This is a genomic window from Hydrogenophaga sp. L76, assembly GCF_057654755.1.
In genome coordinates this window covers 3,291,234-3,313,720 of the sequence record NZ_CM172807.1, presented here as the reverse complement: position 1 = coordinate 3,313,720, position 22,487 = coordinate 3,291,234, and the positions used below count along the sequence as shown (strand labels likewise).

The following is a 22,487-nucleotide window of genomic DNA, read 5'->3' as shown; positions in this document are numbered from 1 at the left end:
GGTTGTCAGCCATCTTCGCGCGCGCGGGTCAACCGCGTGCGCCGCTCGCGTAAAGTTCGGTAAATGGCCCCGCCCGAGAACCCCCTGCCCCTGCCTGCCCGGTCACTGGACGCCCTGCTGCAGCGCCTGGCGCACGAACGCCCCGAAGCCATCGCGCTGGGCGCTCGCGATCCCGGGTCACCCGCGGGCCCCGACATCCGCTATGCGGATCTGGCGTCGTGGGTGGTCGCCGTCGCCGGGCAGTTGCAGACGCAGCAAGGTGTGCAGGCCGGTGACCGGATTGCCTGGCTGGGACTGAACCACCCGCTGCAGATCGTGCTGCTGTTGGCGCTGGCGCGACTGGGCGCGCTGCTGGTGCCGCTGAACCACCGGCTCGCACCAGCCGAGTGGGCTGCCGTGCTGGCCGACTGCCAGCCCAGGCTGCTGGTCCACGATGCCCACTTCGCACCGGCCGCAGAAGCGCTGCCGGGTCCGGCACCGGCCGGCATGTGCCGCATCCCCTCCGGGCAACTGGCCCAGGTCCCCACCCGAGCCGGCGCACCGAGCGCGAACGATTCCGGGCCTGACGACGCACACGACCAACCGGTGCTGCTGGTCTACACCTCGGGCACCACGGGCGCCCCCAAAGCCGCGGTGCATACCCAGGGCAACCTGCTGGCCAACATGGCCATCGCCGCCGAGGTCCAGGGTCTGACGGCGAGCGACACCGTGCTCACCGTGCTACCACTCTTCCATGTCGGTGGCCTGTGCCTCCAGACGCTGCCGGCGCTGTCGGTCGGCGCGCGCGTGCTGCTCTATTCGCGCTTCGACGCCGCGGCCACGCTGGAGTGCATCGCGAATGAACGCCCCACCCTCACCCTCCAGGTGCCCGCCACGCTCAAGGCCCTGACCGAACACCCGCAGTGGACCGGCACCGACCTGTCCAGCCTGCGCGCGGTCTGGGCCGGCTCCAGCCTGCTGCCGCCCGCACCGCTGGCCGCGTTTCATGCGCGCGGCGTGCCGGTCTGCAACGTCTACGGCAGCACCGAAACCGGCCCGTTCTCGATCGCCCTGCCAGCCGAAAACGCCCAGGACCATGCCGGCTCCTGCGGCTGGCCGGCCCCCGGTGTCGAGGTGGTGCTGCGCGACCCCCTGGGCGCTGTGGTGGCGCCTGGCGAAGTGGGCGAGATCTGCCTGCGCGCGCCGAACGTGGTGCAGCGCTACTGGCCCGACCGCGCCGCCTGCGACGTCCAGGGCTTCTTCCACAGCGGCGACCTGGCGCAACAGGCGGCCGACGGCAGCTTCACCGTGGTCGGCCGGTCCAAGGACATGATCATTTCCGGCGGCGAGAACATCTACCCGGCCGAGATCGAAAACCTGCTGCTGCAGCACCCGCTGGTGGTCGAATGCAGCGTGATCGGCCAGGCCGACGCGCGCTGGGGCGAGGTGGCGGTCGCGGTGCTGGTGCTGCAGCCCGGTGCGCCGGTGGGCGACGGTTGGGCCGAGCCGTTCCAGCACTTTCTCGAAGGGCGCCTGGCGCGCTACAAATGGCCACGCCGCTGGCTGCGGGTGGACGCCCTGCCCAAGACCGCTCTGGGCAAGGTGCAGAAAGCGGCGCTCAAGGCGCTGCTGAACGCTCCGGCAGCGGAATGAGGCGCGTGGCGAGCCAGACCAGCAACAACACCGGCACACCGAGAAAAGCCGTCGCCGTGAAGAAGGTCGGGTAGTCGTAGGCGTCGACGAAGGCCCCCGAATAGCCCGCCAGCCACTTGGGCGCGAGCAGCATCATGGAGCTGAACAGCGCGTACTGCGTGGCCGAGTAGGTGACGTTGGTCAGGCTGGATAGGTAGGCGATGAACGCGGCCGAGGCCACGCCCGCACTCAGGTTGTCGGCCGAGATCACGGCGATCAGCGCCGTCACGTCGTGGCCATGACCGGCGAGCCAGGCGAACAGCAGGTTGCTCGCCGCCGACAGGATGGCGCCCAGCATCAGCACCCGCATCACACCCCAGCGCAGCGACAGCGCGCCGCCGATGAAGGCCCCCACCAGGGTCATGATCACGCCGTAGATCTTGGTCACCGCCGCCACCTCGTCCTTGGTGTAGCCCATGTCCACGTAAAACGGGTTGGCCATGATGCCCATCACCACATCACTGATGCGGTAGACGCCGATCAGCGCGAGGATCAGCAGGGCCTGCTTGCCGTAGCGCTGGAGGAAGTCGGCGAACGGCTCGACGAAAGCGCCCCGAAACCACTCGGCCGCATTGCGCGAGGGCGGCACGGCGAGCTGGACCGGTTCGCGCGAAAACAGCACCGTCACGACACCCACCAGCATGCTCGCGGCCATGACGAGGTAGGCCGTGGTCCAGGCCGCGTTCTGGTACAGCGACCCCGGCGCGGGCTTGGCGGCGTCAGCCACGGCCGCCAAGGCCTGCGCCACCGGTGCCACCTCGGCCCGCGCCGCCAGCCACAACACCCCCGCCCCCGCCCAGATCATCGCCAGCCGGTAGCCCGTCTGGTACGTGGCGGCGAGCACGCCCTGGTGCCGCGTGTCGGCGGACTCGATGCGGTACGCGTCCAGCGCGATGTCCTGCGTGGCCGAGGCAAACGCCACCGCCAGCGCGCACCACACCACCACGTTCAGCCCGGTGCGCGGGTCCGAGAGCGCCATGCCCACCAGCGCCGCCATGATCGCCCCTTGCGACAGCAGCAACCAGCTGCGCCGCCGCCCAAGCCAGCGCGTGAGCAGCGGGATCGGCAACCGGTCCACCAGCGGCGACCAGCACCACTTGAACCCGTAGGCCAGACCGACCCAGCTCAGGTAACCGATGGTCGTGCGGTCCAGCCCCGCCTCGCGCAGGCGAAAGCTCAGCGTGCCCAGCACCAGCAGCAACGGCAAGCCGGCCGAGAAACCGAGCGCGAACATGCGCAGGCTGGCGGGCTCCAGGTAGGCCCGCAGGGTCTCGCCCCAGGTGGGGCGGGCTGTGGCCTCGGTGGGCGAAGGCGTGACGGCGTTCTCGGTCATTGCAGCAGGTCGGTGCGCCCGGCGGGGGCTTTGCCTATTATTGACCCATGTGTTTTCTCTGCGACCTCAAGACGCCTTCCGCCCCTGCTCCGCAGCGCGGCCCCTGGCAGGCGCGCCGCGCCTTCGTGCTCGCGGGCGCGGCAGCGGCGGCCTGGCCCGCAGCGGCGCAGGTCGATGTGGGCAAAGCGTCCAGCCTGCGCAAGCTCGTGCCCGCCGACCAGATCGAACAGGCCGGCCGCCAGCAATTCGTGCAGACCGTGCAGGAAGCGAAGCAGCAAAACGCCCTGCTGCCCGCCAACCACCCGCAGACCCGGCGGCTGCACGCCATCGCCAAGCGCATCATTCCGCACACCGCCGCCTGGAACCCGCGCGCCAGGGACTGGCGCTGGGAGGTGATCCTGATCCACAGCGACCAGATCAACGCCTTCTGCCTGCCCGGCGGCAAGATCGCCTTCTACACCGGCATCCTGAGCCAGCTCAAGCTGAGCGACGACGAAGCCGCCATGATCATGGGCCACGAAATGGCCCATGCGCTGCGCGAACACGCACGGGAACGCCTGGCCAAAAGCAGCGCCACCAACCTCGGCCTGCGCCTGGGCGCCGAGCTGCTGGGCCTGGGCAACCTGGGCTCCGTCGCCGCCGACCTGAGCGCGCAACTGCTCACGCTCAAGTTCAGCCGCGAAGATGAGACCGAGGCCGATCTGGTGGGCCTGGAACTGGCCGCCCGCGGCGCGTTTCAGCCCCAGGCCAGCGTGAGCCTCTGGCAGAAGATGGCGGCGGCCAACAAGGGTGGCGGCCCGGCCTTCCTCTCGACCCACCCGAACGGACCGAACCGCATCCGGGAGCTGCAGGCGAACGTGCCCAAGGTGCAGGCGCTGTACGAGCGGGCGCGACGAGGTTAGTGCCGGTCCGGCGTCCCGGCCGCAACGGTCTGGTGCCGCGCAGCCGCCTCGCTCAGCGCGTAGGCGGGCAGTGCCAGCGCCAGCGGCAACAGGTAGTAGGTGGCGCGGTAGGCCAGCACCGTGGCGAGCACCTCGGCCACCGGCAGGCGCGAGCCGAGCGTGGCCACGAACACCGCTTCCAGCACACCCAGGCCCGCCGGCACGTGCGTCAGCACACCGGCCAGCGCCGCCAGCAGCAGGGCACCGAGCACGGTGGGATAGTCGATGCGGCCCCCGAACAGGCTCCAGACGGTGGCGCCGATCAGCAGCCAGCTCGCGCCACCCGCCACCAGCTGCAACACCGCCATGGGGACGCTGGCCAACGCCAGCGAGCGGCCACGCCAGGCCAGCCGACGCGGGCCCGTGAAGTGGCACAGCACCGGGTAGGCCAGCGCCGCCAGCACCATCGCCAGCCCGATGGCGCGCAGGGCCGGGTCCGGCAGCGCCCAGCCGGCGCTCAGGCGGGGCGGCGCCCACAGCAGCACCGCACCGCCCACCCACAAATAACCCAGCCAGTTGGTCGCCATGCTGTGCGCAATGATCTGCGCCACCGTGGACGCGGAGAGACCCCGGCGCGTGTACAGCCGCAGCCGCAGGGCGAAGCCGCCCACCAGCGCGCCGGCGTTGAGGTTGAAGGCGTAGCTGATGGCGGCGGTGCCGAGCGTTCGCAGCGTGGACAGCCGGTGGCCCGTGAGCCGGCGCCCGATCAGGTCGAAGCTGGCGTACAGGCCATGGCTGAGCAGCGCCAGGCCGGCCGCCGCCGCCAGCCGACCAGGCGGCATCTGCTGCAGCGCCTGCCAGACCGCGGGCCAGTCCACCGTGCGGGCCTGCCGCACCACCAGTGTGAGCACCAGCGCCGCCAGCGCCCAAGGAGCCACCCGCTTGAACCACGACCAGGTGGTGCGGGCCCAGGGCTTCATGCCGAGTCGGTCCGCATGGGAACCACCTGCGGCGCGCTCATGCCGGTGAGCCGGGCCCAGGTCGGGTAGCGGCGCAGGACGTGGAACACCACCAGACTGCGCAGCGCGATCCAGGCCGAGCGCAGCCGCCCTGGTGTCGGCAGCTGCACGCGCTGGCACCCGTGCCGCATCATTTGATCAAGACGCCCGCTCAGATGCCGGGCGAACGCGGCGTCGCGCACCACCACGTTGGCCTCCAGGTTCAGGCTGAGGCTGGTCGGGTCGAGGTTGCTCGATCCGACAGTGGCCCACAGGTCATCGACCACCGCCACCTTGGCGTGCAGCGGGCGCTCAAGATACTCGTAGACATTCACCCCGGCGCGCATCAGGTGGCCATACAGCAGCGCCGAGGCCTTCTGCACCCAGGGCTGGTCGGGCCAGCCCTGCAGGATCAGGTCGACCCGAACGCCGCGGCGCGCCGCGTGGCGCAGGTCGCGCAGGAACCGGTAGCCTGGAAAAAAATAGGCGTTGGCGATCAGCACGCGTTCGTGCGCGCTGCGCACCGCAACGCGGTAGTGGCGCTCGATGTCGGTGCGGTGCTCGCGGTTGTCGCGCGTGACGAAGGCGGCCACCGCGCCGTCGCCGACTTCCTCCAGCGCACCGCCCCAGGTGCGGATCGCGCGCCAGCGCTGCAGCCAGTCATGGCGCGCGGGTTGTGGCGTGTCCAGGTTGGCGCGGCAGAAGGCCTGGATCTGACCCACCAGCGGGCCCTCGACCTCGACCGCGTAATCCTGCTTGGCCAGCGGCCCGAACTCGGCCAGGTGGTCCAGCGAGTAGTTGATGCCGCCGACAAAGGCCCACCGGCCGTCCACCACCACCAGCTTGTGGTGCATGCGCCGCAGCATGTTGATGCGCGCGCCCAGCAGGCGCTGGGCCGGCTCGAAACTGCGCAGCCGCACGCCCGCATCGAGCAGCGGCTGCGTGAACGACGGCGGCAGGTCGGGCGAGCCCCAGCCATCAACCAGCACGTGCACCACGGCGCCGCGCCCCGCCGCGCGCAGCAGCGCCTGCTGCAGTTCGCGCCCGACCTTGTCGTCGAACAGGATGAAGGTTTCGAGCAGCACCTCGTGTTCGGCCGCGGCGATGGCTTCGAACACCCGCGGGAAATAGGCCTCGCCGTTCTCCAGCAGCGTGATGCGGTTGCCCGGCACCCAGTGCGAGTTCATGGCGCCTCCTGCAGATCGATGCCGGCGGCCAGCGGCGCGTGGTCGGACAGCCGGGACCAGGGCCGAAGCGGCAGCGGCAGCGGCGTGGCCGCGGCCACGCCGCGAACGTAGATGCGGTCGAGCCGCAGCAGCGGAAAGCCCGCCGGAAAGCTGCGCGCGTGCGCACCCAGGTGGTGGCGGAACACCTCGGTGAGCCCGCAGGGATTCAGGCTGGCGTCGGCGCGCGAACGCCAGTCGTTGAAGTCGCCGGCGACGATCAGCGGCGCGTCGGCCGGCACCTCACGTTGCACCGTGTCGCACAGGCGCTCCAGCTGGTGGTGCCGGTGCGACTCCCTCAGCCCCAGGTGCACACACATCACCTGCAGATCGGGCAGGCCGTCGGGCATGGCCAGCACGCAGTGCAGCAGGCCGCGCGGCTCGACGCCGGGCAGCGAGATGTCGTGGTTGGCACTGTGCAGCACCGGGAAGCGGGAGAGCACCGCGTTGCCGTGGTCCAGTCCCTCGGCCACCGCGTTGCGACCGTAGGCGTGGTCGGACCAGATCTGGTCGGCCAGGAACTCGTATTGCGCGCTCGCGGCCCCGGACCCGCCTTCGACCTCCTGCAGGAACACCAGGTCGCTGCCCACGGCGCGCACCGCCTCGCGCAGGCCGTGCAGCACGGAGCGGCGGTTGAAGGCGCTGTAGCCCTTGTGGATGTTGACGGTCAGCACGCGCAGGTACCGCGAAGCCGGGAGGATGCTCATGTTCTCGGGCACGGGTGAATGGGGGCGGCCCGGAAGGGCCGGGCCATGCTCCATCTTGGCCGGTCGGGCACCGCACGACTGTGCGTCATCGAACAGACGTTTTCAACCCCGAAGACCTTGCGGGCACCAGTGCCTGCGCCATGACATCCAACACCCCACGACCAAAGGGGCAAACACTGTACGTGCGGGCACGACGCGGCTAGCATCCGCCCGTCGGCGCCTGCCGACGCCCACCCGTAGGAGACAACCATGAAAACCCTGGTGACCGTGTCCGCCTTGCTGTGGTGTTCGGTGGCTTTTGCCAACAGCTGCCCCGCCGAAATGAAGGCGATCGACGCCAAGCTCGGCACCAACCCGAGCCTGTCCATGTCCGACATGGAGAAGGTGAAGTCCTTGCGTGCGGAAGGCGAAAAAATGCACAAGGAAGGCAAGCACGACGAGTCCATGAAGGCGCTCGGCGACGCCAAGAAACTGCTCGGCCTTTGAGCCCGTGACCGGGCGGGCGGCTCAGCCGCCCTTCACATACGGGTTGAAGCGCCGTTCCTCGCCCAACGTGCTTTCCGGGCCATGGCCCGGAATGAACACCGTCTCGTCGCCCATGGGCCAGAGACGCTCCTGGATGCTGCTGATCAGCTGCGCGTGATTGCCCTGCGGGAAATCGGTGCGCCCGATGCTGCCGGCGAACAGCACGTCGCCCACGAAAGCGCGCTGCGCTTCAGGCGAATGAAACACCACATGGCCCGGCGTGTGGCCGGGGCAGTGGCGCACGTTGAGCGTGCACTGGCCGATCTGCACCGTGTCGCCATCGGCCAGCCAGCGCGTGGGCGTGAAATGGCCCGCCGGCGGAAAACCGAACATGGCGCTCTGCTGGGGCAGGCCGTCGATCCAGAACTGGTCGCCCGGGTGCGGGCCGATGATCGGCAGATTCAGCTGGGCGGCGAGTTCGGCCGTGCCGCCGGCGTGGTCGATGTGGGCGTGGGTGAGCCAGATGGCCTTGAGCGTGACGCCCAGGCGCTTCACCTCGGCCAGCAGGCGCTCCAGGTCACCTCCCGGGTCGATGATGGCGGCGTCCAGGGTTTCATCGCACCAGACGATGGAACAGTTCTGGGCAAAAGCAGTGACGGGAACGGTGCGGTACTGGAACATGGGTCTCGGGGTCGGCTTTGAGGGACTGGCGGTACTGTACCAATCAGGTCGCGGAAAGACTGGCATCGCCAGGCAGCAGGGTGCCACCGGGCCACTGACCCTCGGTGCAGAGCCGCTGCACCAGCGCCACCACCAGGCTGGCCACGGCCTGGGACGCCGACGACAGCGGGATGTGGACCGATCCGCAGAGCACCAGGACCCGCTCCAGAGGCGGGTCAACCACTGGCGTCGCCACCAGCAGGCCGGTGTCGATCTCCTGCCGCAGCGGCATGACGGGCAACAGGGTGCGACCCAGCCCCGCCAGCAGCGTGGTGCGCAGGATGCTGATGGAGCTGATGTCGGCAAACACCTGGGGCGGCGCAAGGCCGGCCCGGGCCGCGGCCGCTTCGATGAGGGGGCGCACGCCGTGCGGACTCGCCGGCAGGATCAGGGGCATCGCCAGTGCCCGGGCCAGCGTGACCGTCGCGGCCGGGGTGGCGCCGGGCTCGGCGGGCTCGATCAGGCACAGCTGCTCGCTCAGCAGGCGCCGGCAGGTGAAACCGCCCAGGTGGCCATCATCGAACAGCACGGCCAGGTTGATCTGCCCGGTGCGCAGCTGCCGCGTGAGGTTGCCCGTGAGTTCCTCGGTCAGTTCGAGCTCGATCCGGGGGAGGCGCTGGTGGACTTCGCGCAGCAGGGGCAGCGCCAGCGCGTTGGAAGCGCTGTGCGGGATGCCGAACACCACCTTGCCACGCGGCTCGTCGTCGGTGTGGCGCGCGCTGTGCAGCGCCTCCTCGGCCTGCCGCAGGATCGAGACCGCGTGGGGGAAGAAGCGCTGCCCGGCATCGGTCAGCTCCACGCCGCGGCGGGAGCGGTGAAAGAGGCTGACACCCAGCTCGTCTTCGAGCTGGGCCACCTGGTGGCTGAGCGCCGACTGGGCCACAAACACCCGTTCGGCCGCCTTGGAAAAGCTGCCGCTGTCGGCGATGGCCACAAAGTAGCGCAATTGGCGGAGTTCCATGGAATGCAAGGAGTGAGGTTTCAGGACGGCATCCATTATCTCGATTCAAGATGGCAAGTCTCGAAATCGGTATTGGACAGATGATTCTGGCGCCACTCTAATGCGTTCACCAACTTTGCCGACCATCTCTTCCAGCCACCCGCCGGAAGACACCCGCCGACCAGGCACCCGATGCCGGCAAAAAGCACCTCTTACCGGAAGTGCGGGGCCTTTGGCTCCCTGGCACCGAGGTTCCGATCTCGGAGCTGGACGGTTCGACGAAGGCACTGACTTGAGTCGGTTGATCGCTTCGGGCAAACTGAAGACGCTGCTGGCAGCGCGAACCGGCGCAGCGGCAGAATCCACCCGGGGTGTCATCGCAGCGAAGGACAGCAGCGCTTCAGCCAGCTGCAAGCGGCGTGCTTGAGACCTAGGGTGCGCCAGCGCACAGACCCGCTTTTTCAGCTGAACCAAGCTGTGTCCCCGGGAGTCCTGCATGAAGTACAAAGACTATTACGCCGCCCTGGGCGTGCCGCGTGACGCGGACCTCGACGCCATCAAGAAGGCCTACCGCAAGCTCGCCCGCGAGCACCACCCGGACATGTCCAAGGCACCGGGGGCCGAGGCCCGCTTCAAGGAAGTGGCCGAGGCCTACGCGACGCTGAAGGACCCCGAAAAACGCGCCGCCTACGACGAGCTGGGCAGGCACCCTGCTGGTGAGCCGTTTTCGCCGCCGCCGCAATGGGGCCGCGACCACGCCACGAGCGGCTCGGCGTTTGACGAGATGGACCTCGAAGACCTGCTCGCCGCCATGGGCCGGGGTCGCCGCGGTCCGCGCCAGGGCCCGATGCCCCGGGACGGGCGCGATCTGGAAACCACCATTCGCATCAGCCTGGAAGACGCCCACCGCGGACGCACCGTGCACCTGAGCCTGGACGACGGTGGCCAGGAGCGCACGCTGGAAGTGAGCGTGCCGCCCGGCGTGCGCGATGGCCAGAAGCTGCGATTGCGCGGCAAAGGCGGCAAGGGCCAGAACGGCGGCACCGATGGCGACATCTACCTGCACATCACGCTGGCGCCGCACCGCATTTTCCGCACCGACCACCAGGACCTGTATTTCGACCTCGTGCTCACGCCCTGGGAAGCGGCGCTGGGCACGGAAGCCGAGGTGCCCACGCTGGACGGCCCGGTGACGCTGACCGTGCCGCCCGGCACGCGCTCGGGCCGCAAGCTGCGGCTGCGCGGGCGCGGCCTGGCGAACGGTCGCAGCGCCCCGGGCGACCTCTACGCCGTGGTGCTGATCGACGTGCCCGCCACCCTCACCGAGCGCGAACGCGAGCTGTTTGAAGCGCTCGCCAAAGACTCTTCATTCCATCCGCGCACCGCGCCAACAGGAGCCACTTCATGAACACCAACATGCAAGCCGTTGAATGGGTCTGGCTCGACGAGGTGCAGAGCGTCACGCTGCCCGAGCTGGCGCGGGTCTGTGGCATCAGCACCGCCGACGTGGACGAGCTGGTGGAATACGGCGCGCTGCAGCCGCTGCAGACCGGCCCGTCGGAAGCGGACCTGCGCATGTTCAGCGCCGACTGCGTCACGCGCATGCGCACCGTCAGCAAGCTGCGGCTGGACTTCGACCTCGACCTGTTTGCCGTGGCCCTGCTGCTGGACCACATCCAGCGCATCGAAACGCTGGAGCAGCAGGTGCGCTCGCTGCAGGCGCAGCTGCCCCAGCGGCACTGAGTCCGAGCATCTCAGAGCGTGAAGTCGTATTCGATCGTGAGCGGCGCGTGGTCGCTGAACTTCTCGGCCTTGTAGATCGCTTCGGTGCGCGCGTGTTCGGCCAACGCCGGCGTGGCCAGGTGGTAGTCGAGCCGCCACCCCACGTTGTTCGCGTAGGCCTGACCGCGGTTGCTCCACCATGTGTAGCAGGTGTCGGTGGTGTCGGGCTGCAGGCGGCGGTACACGTCGACCAGGCCGCCGTCGGTCAGCAGCTGGGTCATCCAGGCGCGCTCCTCGGGCAGGAAGCCGCTGTTCTTCTGGTTGCTGCGCCAGTTCTTCAGGTCGGCGTTATGGTGGGCGATGTTGACGTCACTGCAGATGATGAAGTCGCGCTGGCCCTTGAGCGCCATCAGGTGCGGGTAGAACACATCCAGAAAGCGGTATTTGGCTTCCTGCCGCTCGGGGCCTGAAGAGCCGCTGGGGCAGTAGACGCTGATGATGGAACGTTTCGCGGTGGGCGTGTCGAAACGCAGCTCCACGTAGCGGCCTTCGGCATCGAACTCGCCGCCGTCGAAACCCACCACCACGTCGCTGGGCTCATGGCGCGTGTAGACGGCGACGCCGGAATAGCCTTTCTTCTCGGCGAAGTGAAAATGGCCCTTGAGTCCGGCGAGAGCCTCGAAGCGCCCGCTGACGTCGGGCGCCTGCGCCTTGACTTCCTGCACACAAATACAATCGGGCGCATGCTTGGCGAGCCACGCTTCCAGCCCCTTGGTGCTGGCGGAGCGGATGCCGTTGAGGTTGAGGCTGGTCAGTTTGAACAAGGATTTCCCCATGGTGTTGGAAGCGGGCTCGGCGGCTGCCGGAACAAAAGACGGTGCGCTGGCACAGGACTTCGTGCAGTTCTGCGTGGACTCGGGCGTGCTGCGCTTTGGCGAGTTCAAGACCAAGGCGGGACGGCTCTCGCCATACTTTTTCAACGCTGGCCTGTTCGATGACGGCGCCAAGCTCGGTCGGCTCGCGCAATTCTATGCAAAAGCCCTGCTGGAAAGCGGCATCGAATTCGACATGATTTTCGGCCCCGCGTACAAGGGCATTCCGCTCGGTGCGGCGGTCGCCATCGAGTTGGCGCGCCTGGGGCGCAACGTGCCGTTTGCCTACAACCGCAAGGAAGCCAAGAACCACGGCGAAGGGGGTTCGCTGGTGGGTGCGCCGCTCCAGGGCCGGGTACTGATCGTCGATGACGTGATGTCGGCCGGCACCGCCGCCCGCGAATCCATCGCCCTGATCCAGGCCGCTGGCGCCACGCCCCATGCGGTGGCGATCGCGCTGGACCGCCAGGAGAAGGCCACCGAGGTCGGCGCCGACGGCGTGCAGCGTGACGTGGAGCACAGCGCGGTGCAATACGTGCGGAACCAGCTCGGCCTGCAGGTCTGTGCCATTGCGACCTTGGCCGATTTGCTGCAGTATCTGAGGCAGAACACTGGCGACGAACTTGCCAGCCACCGCGACCGGGTGCTGGCCTACCGCCAGCGTTACGGCGTAGCCTGAGGATCCACTTTGCCCGCTTTCCTTCGCCCGCCGCTCCCGCCAACGTCCATCGCATGGGGCGTGCTGCTGCTGGTGTCGACGGTGGCGCTGGCTCAGGGCAAAGGCATCTACACCTGCATTGACAGCAAAGGACGGCGCATCACATCGGACCGCCCGATCACCGAGTGCCTGGACCGGGAACAGCGCGAACTCACGGGCTCCGGGACGGTCAAGCGGGTCGTGCCACCGAGCTACACGGCCGAAGAACGCGCCAGGATCGACGCCCAGAAGAAGGCCGAAGAAGCCCTGCAGGCCCGAATTGCCGAAGAAAAGCGCCGGGATCGGGCGCTGCTGATCCGCTACCCGAACAAGCCCGTGCACGACAAGGAGCGCGCCGACGCGCTGGCCCAGATCGACGAAGTGATCAGCGCGGTCAACAAACGCGCACAGGCCCTGCTCGATCAGCGCAAGGACATCAGCGCCGAGCTGGAGTTCTACCAGAACGACGTGAGCAAAGCGCCGCTGTGGCTGCGCCGCAAGCTGGAAGACAACGAGCAGCAGGTCGCGGTCCAGCAACGCTTCGTGGTGGAACAGACCCAGGAAAAACAGCGCCTCAACGCGCGCTTCGACGAAGAGCTGGTGAAGCTGCGCCAGCTCTGGGGGCAGAAGTAGTCCCCCCTGCGCCGCTGCGCGGCTTCCCCCCGAGGGGGACAACGCCTTTGGCCCGGCGGAGCCGGTTCTTCGGCGTTTGCTGGGTGGGGCACGTGCTCCGGAGGTAGCCCGCAGCTGGTGCCCTTGTCTTTACTGAAGCTTTTGCTTGAGCAGGTCGTTGGCCTGCTGCGGGTTGGCCTTGCCCTTGCTGGCTTTCATGACCAGGCCCACCAGCGCGTTGAAAGCCTTGTCCTTGCCGGCGCGGAACTGCTCGACCATGGGGGCGTTGGCGGCCATCACCTCGTCGATGATTTTTTCCAGCGCGCCGGAGTCGTTCATCTGCTTGAGGCCCTTGGCTTCGATGACAGCATCCACATCGCTGCCCTCTCCGCTCCACAGCGCGTCCATCACCTGCTTGGCTGCGTTGTTCGACACCGTGCCGTCGGCGATGCGCTTCAGCAGCGCGGCCAGCGTCTCGGCACCAACGGGCACCTGGGCAATGTCTTTTTCTTCGTTGTTCAGGCGGCGCGAAACCTCGCCCATGATCCAGTTGCTGGCCATCTTGGCCTGGCCACTGGCCTTGGCGGCGGTCTCGAAGTAGGCGGCCATCGCCGGGCTCTGCGTGAGCGTGGTGGCGTCGTATTCGGGCAGGCCGTAGGTCTGCACCAGTCGCTCGGCCATCTGGCGCGGCAGTTCGGGCATGTTGGCCTTCACCTGCTCCACCCAGTCGCGCGCGATCACCAGCGGTGGCAGATCCGGATCGGGGAAGTAGCGGTAGTCGGCTGCGTCTTCCTTGGTGCGCATGGCGCGTGTCTCGCCCGTGTCGGGGTCGAACAGCACCGTGGCCTGCTGGATCGCGTGGCCGTCTTCGATCTGCTCGATCTGCCAGCGCACCTCGTAGTCGATCGCCTGCTGCATGAACTTGAACGAGTTCAGGTTCTTGATCTCGCGGCGCGTGCCCAGCTCGCCGCCGGGCTTGCGCACCGAGACGTTGGCATCGCAGCGGAACGAACCTTCCTGCATGTTGCCGTCGCAGATGCCGATCCACGTCACGGTCTTGTGCAGCTCTTTCGCGTAGGCCACGGCCTCGGCGCTGGAGCGCATGTCGGGCTCGGTCACGATCTCCAGCAGCGGCGTACCGGCGCGGTTCAGGTCGATGCCCGACTGTCCGACGAAATCCTCGTGCAGGCTCTTGCCCGCGTCTTCTTCCAGGTGCGCGCGCACCAGGCGGACCGTCTTCTTTTCATCGCCGAGGAAGAAGCTCACCTCGCCGCCCTGCACCACCGGGATCTCGAACTGGCTGATCTGGTAGCCCTTGGGCAGGTCGGGGTAGAAGTAGTTCTTGCGCGCGAACACGCTCTGCTCGGCGATGTGCGAGCCCAGCGCCAGACCGAGGCGGATGGCGTGTTCCACCGCACCGCGGTTCATCACCGGCAGCGTGCCCGGCAGGGCCAGGTCCACCGCGCAGGCCTGCGTGTTGGGCTCGGCGCCAAACGCCGTGGGCGCGCGGCTGAAGATCTTGGATTGGGTCGCAAGCTGGGCGTGGGTCTCGAAGCCGATCACGACTTCGTAACCTTGCACCAGCGGGGAAGCTTGTTTCTTGTCGCTCATGTTCAGTAGCCCTCCGGCGTTTTCAGGTGCCAGTCGGTGGCTTGCTGGAAGGCGTGCGCGGTCTGCAGCAGTTCGCCTTCCTTGAAATAGTTGCCCACCAGTTGCAGGCCCACCGGCATGTGGGCTGAACCGAAACCGGCCGGCACGCTCATGCCGGGCAGGCCGGCCAGCGAGGTGGACAGCGTGTAGATGTCGGCCAGGTAGTTGGCGACCGGGTCGTCGCTCTTCTCGCCGATCTTCCAGGCCACCGTGGGCGCCACCGGGCCTGCGATCACGTCGCACTGGGTGAAGGCACTCTGGAAGTCCTGCGCGATCAGGCGGCGGATCTGTTGTGCCTTGAGGTAGTAGGCGTCGTAGTAACCGTGGCTCAGCACATAGGTGCCGATCATGATGCGGCGCTGCACCTCGGGCCCGAAGCCTTCGCTGCGCGACTTCTTGTACATGTCGGCCAGGTCGTCGAACTGGGCGGCGCGGTGACCGAACTTCACGCCGTCGAAGCGGCTGAGGTTGGACGACGCTTCGGCCGGCGCGATGATGTAGTAGACCGGGATGGACAGCTCGGTGCGCGGCAGCGAGATGTCGACCAGCGTGGCGCCCAGCTTTTCATATTCGGACAACGCAGCGCGAACGGTAGCGATCACGTCCGGCGCGCAGCCTTCGCCGAAGAACTCTTTCGGCAGGCCAATGCGCAGGCCCTTGAGCGGTTGTGCGGCGCTGGCGCCTTCCCGCGGCGCCCCCAGCAGGCGCGTGTAATCCTCGGCCGGGTGGTCCAGGCTGGTGGAATCGCGGTCGATGTCGGGGCCGGCCATGGCGGTGAGCAGCGTGGCGCAGTCGGCGGCACTGCGCGCCATCGGACCGGCCTGGTCGAGGCTGGAGGCGAAGGCCACCATGCCGTAACGCGAGCAGCGGCCGTACGTGGGCTTGATGCCGGTGATGCCGGTGAAGCTGGCGGGCTGGCGGATCGAACCACCGGTGTCGGTGCCGGTGGCGGCGGGCACCAGGCGCGCAGCCACGGCGGCGGCCGAGCCGCCCGAGGAACCGCCGGGCACGCGGGCCGTGTCCCAGGGGTTGTGCACCGGCGCGTAGGCCGAGTTGTCGTTGCCCGAGCCCATGGCGAACTCGTCGCAGTTGAGCTTGCCCAGGGTCACGGCGCCGGCGGCGGCGAGCTGGCCCACCACGGTGGCGTCGAACGGGCTCTGGTAACCGGCCAGCATCTTGCTGCCGGCGGTGGTGGGGAAGCCCTGGGTGACGAAGATGTCCTTGTGCGCCAGCGGCACGCCGAGCAGCGGGCCGCGCTCGCCAGCGGCGATGCGGGCGTCGGCGGCCCTGGCCTGCGCCAGGGTCACGTCTTCATTGAAGGCGAGGTAGGCGCCCAGGCCGGCGTGCTGCTGTGCGCGCGCCAGCAGGTGCTGGGCGGCTTCGACGCTGGAGGTCTTCTTGTGGCGAATAGCGCCGGCCAGCTCGGCCACGCCCATCTCGTGAATCTGTTTCGAACTCATTCAATCACCTTGGGCACGAGGAACAGGCCGCGCTCGACGGCGGGCGCACTTTTCTGGTTGGCTTCGCGGTTGTTGGGTTCGCTGGCCACGTCCGGGCGCAGGCGCAGGCTCACGTGGTCGATCACGGCGGTGGGGTGGGCCAGCGGCTCAATGCCGGTGGTGTCGACCGCGTTCATCTGCTCGACGATGTCGAAGAAGCCGTTGAGCTGGCTGAGCATGCGCTCACTCTGCGGATCGGACAGCTCCAGGCGCGCCAGATTGGCGATGCGCCCGATGTCGGACAGGGTCAGGGACATGGCAGGACTCGGTTCCGGTGTAAGAAAAAAGAAACCACCGGATCGGCGCCAAAAGTGCGCTGAAACGGGGTGTAAATTGAAGATTTAGCCCCTTGATGGGCGAAGTTATGCACAGGGGATGCGGTATTATCCAAGGTTTAGCGGCAAATCCCGTGCTGAAACAGTTTTTGTCGCTGAATCAAAGACTTATAGCCCCCGACTGCCCCGTACAGACACCCGGCGATGGCCGCACGAAGCGGCGGCCATGCCCCACAGGATTTTTGCACCATGTTTGAAGCCTTCCGTCGGCAGTTTTCGACCGACCTCGCCATTGACCTTGGCACCGCCAACACCCTGATCTACGTACGAGGCAAAGGCATTGTTCTTGACGAACCCTCCGTGGTCTCGATCCGCCACGAAGGTGGCCCCCAGGGCAAGAAGACGATCCAGGCGGTGGGCAAGGAAGCCAAGGCCATGCTGGGCAAGGTGCCAGGCAACATCGAAGCCATCCGCCCGATGAAAGACGGCGTGATCGCCGACTTCACCGTGACCGAGCAGATGCTCAAGCAGTTCATCAAGATGGTGCATCCGCGCTCGATGTTCAAGCCGAGCCCGCGCATCATCATCTGCGTGCCTTGCGGCTCCACCCAGGTCGAGCGCCGCGCCATCCGCGAGTCGGCGCTGGGCGCCGGCGCTTCCGAGGTCTACCTGATCGAAGAACCCATGGCCGCGGCCATCGGCGCCGGCCTGCCGGTGTCTGACGCATCCGGTTCGATGGTGGTGGACATTGGCGGCGGCACCACGGAAGTGGGCGTCATCTCGCTCGGCGGCATGGTCTACAAGGGCAGCGTGCGCGTGGGCGGAGACCGCTTCGATGAGGCCATCATTGCCTATATCCGCCGCAACTACGGCATGCTGATCGGTGAGCCCACCGCCGAAGCGATCAAGAAGAACATCGGCTCGGCCTTCCCCGGCTCGGAAGTCAAGGAAATGGAAGTCAAGGGCCGCAACCTGAGTGAAGGCGTGCCGCGCAGCTTCACGATTTCCAGCAACGAGATCCTCGAGGCCCTGACCGATCCGCTGAACAACATCGTCACCGCCGTCAAGATGGCGCTGGAACACACGCCACCCGAACTGGGCGCCGACATCGCCGAGCGCGGCATGATGCTCACCGGCGGTGGCGCGTTGCTGCGCGACCTGGACCGTCTGCTGGCCGAAGAAACCGGCCTGCCGGTGCTGGTGGCCGAGGAGCCGCTGACCTGCGTGGTGCGCGGCTGCGGCATGGCCCTGGAGCGCATGGAACGCCTGGGCACCATCTTCACCAGCGAATAAGCCCCGCGCCGGTTTCCGGCCTGACCGCACCACCGCGAGCCTTTTCCGACATGCCACTGGGCACCCTGGACCGCACCCCGCCCCCCTTTTTCAAGCAGGGGCCTTCGGCCCTGTCCAAGCTCATGGTGTTCAGCGCCGTGGCCTTGTTCCTGATGGTGGCCGACCTGCGTTTTCGCATCACCGCGCCGGTGCGCGGCGCCGTGGCGACGGTGTTGTATCCCCTGCAGTGGCTGGTGTTGCAACCGGTCCAGGCGGTGGGCCAGGCGGGCGGCTATTTCACCAGTCTGCACCAGGCACAACAAAGTGAGGGCGCAGCGATGCAACGACTCGCCGCCCAGTCCGAGCGGGCCCTGCAGGTGGAGCAACTGGCGCTGGAGAACCAGCGCCTGCGCGAGCTTCTGGCCATGCGCGAACGCATCACCACCCCTTCCATGGGCGCCCAGGTGCTGTACGACGCGGCCGACCCCTACTCGCGCCGCATCGTCATCGATCGCGGCCAGACCCACGGCATCGCGCTCGGCTCGCCGGTGATTGACGACAGCGGCGTGCTCGGCCAGGTCACCCGCATCTATCCGCTGGTGTCCGAAGTCACCCTGCTGATCGACCGCGACCAGGCCATTCCCGTGCTCAATGTCCGCACCGGCGTGCGCAGCGTGGCTTTTGGACAGCCCGGCCCCGAAGGCGATGCGCTGGAGCTGCGCTACACCCTGGCCAACGTGGACATCACCCAGGGCGATCTGCTCACCACCAGCGGTGTGGATGGCGTCTACCCGCCCGGCCTGCCGGTGGCCCGGGTGAACGCCGTGGGCCAGCGCGCCGAGTCCGCCTTCAACCGCATCAGCTGCACGCCGCTGGCACGGGTGCACGGGGCGCTGCACGTGCTGGTGCTGGCGCCGGTGGGTGAACACCTGCCGCCTTCGCCCCTGCAGGACACCCCCCCGGCTGCGAAGCCCAGGATAGGGAGCACACGCCCATGATCATGCGCCCAGGCCAGCAACTGCTGCTGCCCGCCAACCCGGCCTTCATCTGGTTCAGCCTGATCGGCGCGCTGCTGCTCAACATGCTCATGAACACCGGCCTGTGGGGGCGTGCCGCCTGGGTGCCCGACCTGCTGGCGGTCACGCTGGTGTTCTGGAGCGTGCACCAGCCGCTGCGCATCGGCGTGGGCGTGGCCTTTGTGTTCGGCCTGACCATGGACGTTCAGCAAGGCGCCCTGCTCGGTCAGCACGCGCTGGCCTACACCGTGCTCGGCTTCCTGGCCGTCTCCATGCACCGGCGCCTGCTCTGGTTCGGTGTGCCCACCCAGGCGGTCCAGGTGCTGCCGCTGCTGATGGCCGCGCATCTGCTGGAACTGCTGGTGCGCATGGTGGCGGGTGGCGCGTTTCCGGGCTGGTCGTTTTTCCTCGCCCCGGTTCTGGAGGCGGCGCTGTGGCCGGTGGTCAGCGTGGCGTTGCTGGCGCCTCAGCGGCGGGCGCCCAATCCTGACGACAACAGACCCCTGTGAGCATGACCGAGCTGCGCAACGTCGAAGCCGACCTCGCCCGGTTCCGCACCCGCGTGCTGGCGGCCGGACTGGCGGTGCTGGTCGCCTTTGGTCTGCTGGCCGCGCGCATGGTCTACCTGCAGGTCATGCGCCATGACGACCTGCTTGCGCAAGCCGAGAGCAACCGCACCGCCGTGCTGCCGGTGGTGCCCAACCGGGGCCAGATCATCGACCGCCATGGGCGTGTGCTGGCCACCAACTACTCGGCCTACACGCTGGAGATCACGCCCTCCAAGGTGGATGACATCGATGCGACGATCGAAGAACTTGGCCAGCTGGTGGACATCCAGCCGCGGGACAAGCGGCGTTTCCGCAAGCTGCGTGAAGAGTCCCGCAGCTTCGACTCGCTGCCGATCCGCACCCGGCTGACCGATGATGAGGTGGCCCGCTTCACGGTGCAGCGCTACCGCTTTCCCGGCGTCGAGGTGCGCGCGCGGCTGCTGCGCAGCTACCCCCATGGCGAAGTCGCAAGCCACGTGGTCGGTTACATCGGCCGCATCAACCAGCGCGAAAAGGAGGCCATTGAAGAATGGCCCGACGAAGAGCAGGCCAACTACCGGGGCACCGAACACATCGGCAAGCTCGGCGCCGAACAGAGCTACGAACGCGAGCTGCATGGCATCACCGGCTTTGAACGCGTGGAGACTTCGGCCGGTGGCCGCGCCGTGCGTTCGCTGGCCCACACGCCGGCCACGCCGGGCAACACCGTGGTGCTGGCGATCGACATCCAGCTGCAGAAGCTGGTCGAAGACATGTTCGGCGAGCGCCGCGGCGCGCTGGTGGCCATCGACCCTCGCAATGGCGAGGTCCTGGCCTTCGTGAGCAAGCCCACCTTCGACCCCAACCTGTTCGTCGAAGGCATCGACACCGAGAACTGGAAGGCGCTCAACGAATCGCTGGAAAAACCCCTGCTCAACCGGGCGCTGCGCGGTACCTACCCGCCGGGTTCCACCTACAAACCCTTCATGGCGCTGGGTGCGCTGGAGACGGGTACCCGCAACGCCACCACCGTCATCAACGACCCCGGCTACTGGATGTTCGGCAACCACCGCTTCCGCAGCCACGGCGACGGCGGCCTGGGCGCTGTGGACATGCACCGCAGCATCGTCAAATCGAGCAACACCTACTACTACTCGCTGGCCAATGAGATGGGTGTGGACGCCATGCACGATTTCATGAAGCCCCTGGGCTTTGGCCAGATCACCGGCCTCGACCTCAAGGGCGAGGTGCGCGGCGTGCTGCCCAGCACGGCCTGGAAGCGCAGCAACTACAAGCGGCCCGAGCAGCAGCGCTGGTACGCGGGCGAAACCATCTCGCTGGGCATCGGCCAGGGCTACAACAACTTCACCATGCTGCAGCTCGCGCACGCCATGGCCACACTGGCCAATGGCGGTATCAGGCACACGCCGCACCTCACGCTCGCCACGGAAAACGTGTTGACCCGGCAGCGCAACCCCCTGGGGAGCAGCGCACCGGTCAACCTGGGCTACAAACGGGAGAACATCGACGTGATCCTGCGGGCCATGCAGAGTGTGACCACCGAGGGCACATCAACACGTGTGTTTGCCGGTGCCGGCTACGAGAGCGGCGGCAAGACCGGCACGGCGCAGGCCGTGACCATCGGCCAGAAAGACCGTTATGACGCCCGAAAACTCGAAGAACACCAGCGTGACCACGCGCTCTACATCGCGTTCGCGCCGGTGAAAGAGCCACGGGTGGCGCTGGCGGTGGTGGTGGAGAACGCGGGTTTTGGTGCCGCACACGCCGCGCCCATCGCGCGGCGTGTGTTCGACTACCTGCTGCTCGACCAGTACCCGAATCCGGAAGACCTCAAGGCGGTGCAACGGGGTCAAGCGGCCGCCCCGATCGGCACCCCGCTCAAGGCCAGCGGCATGCCCTGGCCCCCGGAAGCGCAGCTGACCTCGCCCGCCACGGCCCCGTAGAGGCCCTCTGGCCGGTGCAAGCGCAGCAACGGATCGACATCGACTTCCGGGGACGTGCCCGCCTGGACAGACTCACATCGCCCGCTGCTGCGGTTCGTGAACAGGCGTCTGCGTCCAACCCGGTTGCATCCCGCTGCGGGGTTCCAGGCTCGCCTGCTGATCAAGCGTCGCCAGCCTTGACAGCGAGTCGGCGGCTGGCGTGTTGGCCGCCTGCCGGGCGTCGAGCACGCCGTCTTTGAGCACGCCATGCTCGTGTTGGCCGAACCGGATCTGGCCGTTGTTCACCCGCAGCAGGTTGATGCCGCTCAGGCCGTGTTCCCGCGCGCAGCGGGCCAGCGAACAGACCGTGTTGTCCAGGCCCCGGTCCCAGGGCAGGTGGTGGGTAGCAGCGAGTTGGCGCACTTCGCGCTGGCTGTCGCTCAGCAACGCCTGGGAGACGCGTGAGAGCGCCGGGCCAGTGGCCTGGGGTTGGGTCACAGAGGCCAATGGCTGGGTGGCAGGTGCATCGGCTTCGCGCTCGCGCCGGGCGGGTTCACCGGGCGGCAATGGGCCTCGCAAGGCGTCCACGGCATCCAGTGCATTGCCCACGGGCCCTCGGCCGACGGCGGTGACCACGCCGCGCATGCCCTGCACATCGCGCCGGTATTCGCCGATGCGCGTGACGTTGTCCTGTGCACGCTGCACGGTGGCCGGGTCCTCCAGCACGGAGCGGTCGGGCCGGCCGTTGGCATCCACGCTGGCGAAGTGGTGCATCTTGTGGCTGTCGGCCATGGCGATGGCGGCGGCCGTGGTGGTGGGCGGTGTGAATCCGGTGGCCAGCTGGATGGGGCCGCGACCGCGCAGGGGGTCGCTCCAGTGGGTCTTGTTGTCGTAGCCATGGGCGTCCAGGGTCTGGATTTCCTGGGCTGTGGCGTGAACCTTGACCTGGCCGTAGTGGGCGCTGGCGGCGCTGACCAGGTCGCCCGCCATGACGTGGTTGGTGACCGAGTGGCCCCCGGCGGGGATGCGCAGGCCCAGGCTGGTGGCGCCGTAGGCGTTGAAGGTCTCTCCGCGCAGGTCGAAGTGGTGGGCCGTCACCTGCGCCAGCGTGCCGCCGAGGGAGTGGCCGGTGACGGTCACGGGGGGAACAACACCGCCCTCTCCAATTGCTTTTTCTTGTGCGAGTTGCAGCGCTTTGCGGGTCAGCGCGATTGCATCGGACGCTTGCAAGTTGGAGCGGTTGAGCACCATGCCGCCGTCGGCCAGCAGCCCGTCTTTCAAGGCCTCGCGGTCGAACTCGGTACCCCGGTGAGCGACGATGATCTCGTGGGTGTCCACCCGCTGGTAGATGGTGCCCTGGTAGCCGGTACGCGGGTTGTCGTGGTGCTCAAGAATCCTGTATTTGTGGCCACCTATCGTCTCGGGCTTCTCGTCACGGCGCGTCACCGCTCGGCTAGCGTACGA

At 67.8% G+C, this 22,487-nt stretch carries 22 protein-coding genes; 11 read left to right on the top strand and 11 right to left on the bottom strand.

What is annotated here, in order from left to right; genetic code table 11:
* Positions 1 to 63 precede the first annotated feature (63 nt).
* Positions 64 to 1,632 (top strand): class I adenylate-forming enzyme family protein, encoded by a 1,569-nt coding sequence (locus AC23D4_RS16045; RefSeq protein WP_472888209.1) that lies wholly within the window; start codon positions 64 to 66, stop codon positions 1,630 to 1,632.
* On the opposite strand, the gene AC23D4_RS16040 is transcribed toward AC23D4_RS16045, so the two are convergent.
* Positions 1,598 to 3,004: an AmpG family muropeptide MFS transporter gene (locus AC23D4_RS16040; RefSeq protein WP_472888210.1), complete on the bottom strand. Its 1,407-nt coding sequence runs from the start codon at positions 3,002 to 3,004 to the stop codon at positions 1,598 to 1,600. The two genes, AC23D4_RS16045 and AC23D4_RS16040, sit on opposite strands and share 35 nt — an antisense overlap.
* Before the next feature lie 47 nt (positions 3,005 to 3,051).
* On the opposite strand from AC23D4_RS16040, the gene AC23D4_RS16035 reads away from it, so the two are divergent.
* Positions 3,052 to 3,906 carry a M48 family metallopeptidase gene (locus AC23D4_RS16035; protein WP_472888211.1) on the top strand — a complete coding sequence of 285 codons (855 nt, stop codon included), beginning with the start codon at positions 3,052 to 3,054 and terminating at the stop codon, positions 3,904 to 3,906.
* On the opposite strand, the gene AC23D4_RS16030 is transcribed toward AC23D4_RS16035, so the two are convergent.
* The 3 genes from AC23D4_RS16030 to AC23D4_RS16020 are packed head-to-tail and all read right to left on the bottom strand — an operon-like array spanning position 3,903 to position 6,807.
* Complete coding sequence (locus tag AC23D4_RS16030; protein WP_472888212.1) at positions 3,903 to 4,865, bottom strand: lysylphosphatidylglycerol synthase domain-containing protein; 963 nt, start codon at positions 4,863 to 4,865, stop codon at positions 3,903 to 3,905. The two genes, AC23D4_RS16035 and AC23D4_RS16030, sit on opposite strands and share 4 nt — an antisense overlap.
* A complete protein-coding gene (clsB, locus tag AC23D4_RS16025; RefSeq protein ID WP_472888213.1) occupies positions 4,862 to 6,070 on the bottom strand; it encodes a cardiolipin synthase ClsB in 1,209 nt (402 codons plus the stop codon). The genes AC23D4_RS16030 and clsB overlap by 4 nt, the downstream gene beginning before the upstream one ends.
* The gene (locus tag AC23D4_RS16020; protein WP_472888307.1) at positions 6,067 to 6,807 is read right to left on the bottom strand and encodes an endonuclease/exonuclease/phosphatase family protein; all 741 of its coding nucleotides are present in this window, start codon (positions 6,805 to 6,807) and stop codon (positions 6,067 to 6,069) included. The genes clsB and AC23D4_RS16020 overlap by 4 nt, the downstream gene beginning before the upstream one ends.
* A 255-nt stretch (positions 6,808 to 7,062) precedes the next feature.
* Here AC23D4_RS16020 and AC23D4_RS16015 point away from each other — a divergent pair, with 255 nt between their 5' ends.
* Positions 7,063 to 7,299 carry a hypothetical protein gene (locus AC23D4_RS16015; protein ID WP_472888214.1) on the top strand — a complete coding sequence of 79 codons (237 nt, stop codon included), beginning with the start codon at positions 7,063 to 7,065 and terminating at the stop codon, positions 7,297 to 7,299.
* A 21-nt stretch (positions 7,300 to 7,320) separates the two neighbouring features.
* Here AC23D4_RS16015 and AC23D4_RS16010 read toward each other — a convergent pair whose 3' ends face one another.
* Both AC23D4_RS16010 and AC23D4_RS16005 read right to left on the bottom strand, forming a co-directional pair.
* On the bottom strand, positions 7,321 to 7,959 hold the full coding sequence (locus AC23D4_RS16010; RefSeq protein ID WP_472888215.1) for an MBL fold metallo-hydrolase: 639 nt from the start codon (positions 7,957 to 7,959) through the stop codon (positions 7,321 to 7,323).
* A gap of 43 nt (positions 7,960 to 8,002) precedes the next feature.
* Positions 8,003 to 8,959 carry a LysR family transcriptional regulator gene (locus AC23D4_RS16005; RefSeq protein ID WP_472888216.1) on the bottom strand — a complete coding sequence of 319 codons (957 nt, stop codon included), beginning with the start codon at positions 8,957 to 8,959 and terminating at the stop codon, positions 8,003 to 8,005.
* A 475-nt stretch (positions 8,960 to 9,434) separates the two neighbouring features.
* On the opposite strand from AC23D4_RS16005, the gene AC23D4_RS16000 reads away from it, so the two are divergent.
* The gene (locus tag AC23D4_RS16000) at positions 9,435 to 10,346 is read left to right on the top strand and encodes a DnaJ C-terminal domain-containing protein (RefSeq protein WP_210828130.1); all 912 of its coding nucleotides are present in this window, start codon (positions 9,435 to 9,437) and stop codon (positions 10,344 to 10,346) included.
* Positions 10,343 to 10,681 (top strand): chaperone modulator CbpM, encoded by a 339-nt coding sequence (locus tag AC23D4_RS15995; RefSeq protein ID WP_246309567.1) that lies wholly within the window; start codon positions 10,343 to 10,345, stop codon positions 10,679 to 10,681. The genes AC23D4_RS16000 and AC23D4_RS15995 overlap by 4 nt, the downstream gene beginning before the upstream one ends.
* An 11-nt stretch (positions 10,682 to 10,692) precedes the next feature.
* Here the strand turns inward: AC23D4_RS15995 and AC23D4_RS15990 are convergent, their stop codons facing one another.
* A complete protein-coding gene (locus AC23D4_RS15990; RefSeq protein WP_472888217.1) occupies positions 10,693 to 11,496 on the bottom strand; it encodes an exodeoxyribonuclease III in 804 nt (267 codons plus the stop codon).
* On the opposite strand from AC23D4_RS15990, the gene pyrE reads away from it, so the two are divergent.
* Positions 11,495 to 12,211: an orotate phosphoribosyltransferase gene (gene pyrE, locus AC23D4_RS15985; RefSeq protein ID WP_472888218.1), complete on the top strand. Its 717-nt coding sequence runs from the start codon at positions 11,495 to 11,497 to the stop codon at positions 12,209 to 12,211. The genes AC23D4_RS15990 and pyrE overlap by 2 nt on opposite strands.
* Positions 12,212 to 12,220: 9 nt before the next feature.
* Complete coding sequence (locus AC23D4_RS15980; protein WP_177136903.1) at positions 12,221 to 12,862, top strand: DUF4124 domain-containing protein; 642 nt, start codon at positions 12,221 to 12,223, stop codon at positions 12,860 to 12,862.
* A 129-nt stretch (positions 12,863 to 12,991) separates the two neighbouring features.
* On the opposite strand, the gene gatB is transcribed toward AC23D4_RS15980, so the two are convergent.
* Genes gatB through gatC form a run of 3 tightly spaced genes read right to left on the bottom strand, consistent with a single transcriptional unit; the run spans position 12,992 to position 16,247 of the window.
* Positions 12,992 to 14,452: an Asp-tRNA(Asn)/Glu-tRNA(Gln) amidotransferase subunit GatB gene (gene gatB, locus AC23D4_RS15975; protein WP_472888219.1), complete on the bottom strand. Its 1,461-nt coding sequence runs from the start codon at positions 14,450 to 14,452 to the stop codon at positions 12,992 to 12,994.
* Between the two features lie 2 nt (positions 14,453 to 14,454).
* Positions 14,455 to 15,951 (bottom strand): Asp-tRNA(Asn)/Glu-tRNA(Gln) amidotransferase subunit GatA, encoded by a 1,497-nt coding sequence (gene gatA, locus AC23D4_RS15970; RefSeq protein WP_472888220.1) that lies wholly within the window; start codon positions 15,949 to 15,951, stop codon positions 14,455 to 14,457.
* Complete coding sequence (gatC, locus tag AC23D4_RS15965) at positions 15,948 to 16,247, bottom strand: Asp-tRNA(Asn)/Glu-tRNA(Gln) amidotransferase subunit GatC (RefSeq protein WP_472888221.1); 300 nt, start codon at positions 16,245 to 16,247, stop codon at positions 15,948 to 15,950. The genes gatA and gatC overlap by 4 nt, the downstream gene beginning before the upstream one ends.
* A 267-nt stretch (positions 16,248 to 16,514) precedes the next feature.
* Between gatC and AC23D4_RS15960 the strand changes: the two genes are divergently transcribed.
* Genes AC23D4_RS15960 through mrdA form a run of 4 tightly spaced genes read left to right on the top strand, consistent with a single transcriptional unit; the run spans position 16,515 to position 21,044 of the window.
* Positions 16,515 to 17,558, top strand: a complete 1,044-nt coding sequence (locus AC23D4_RS15960) for a rod shape-determining protein (protein ID WP_472888222.1) — start codon at positions 16,515 to 16,517, stop codon at positions 17,556 to 17,558.
* A gap of 50 nt (positions 17,559 to 17,608) precedes the next feature.
* Positions 17,609 to 18,535 (top strand): rod shape-determining protein MreC, encoded by a 927-nt coding sequence (gene mreC / locus AC23D4_RS15955; protein ID WP_472888223.1) that lies wholly within the window; start codon positions 17,609 to 17,611, stop codon positions 18,533 to 18,535.
* Entirely contained in the window at positions 18,532 to 19,062 is a 531-nt protein-coding gene (gene mreD / locus AC23D4_RS15950; protein ID WP_472888224.1) for a rod shape-determining protein MreD, read from the top strand. The genes mreC and mreD overlap by 4 nt, the downstream gene beginning before the upstream one ends.
* 2 nt (positions 19,063 to 19,064) lie before the next feature.
* On the top strand, positions 19,065 to 21,044 hold the full coding sequence (gene mrdA / locus AC23D4_RS15945) for a penicillin-binding protein 2 (RefSeq protein ID WP_472888225.1): 1,980 nt from the start codon (positions 19,065 to 19,067) through the stop codon (positions 21,042 to 21,044).
* A 72-nt stretch (positions 21,045 to 21,116) separates the two neighbouring features.
* Here mrdA and AC23D4_RS15940 read toward each other — a convergent pair whose 3' ends face one another.
* On the bottom strand, positions 21,117 to 22,469 hold the full coding sequence (locus tag AC23D4_RS15940) for an alpha/beta hydrolase family protein (protein ID WP_472888226.1): 1,353 nt from the start codon (positions 22,467 to 22,469) through the stop codon (positions 21,117 to 21,119).
* Positions 22,470 to 22,487: the final 18 nt, after the last annotated feature.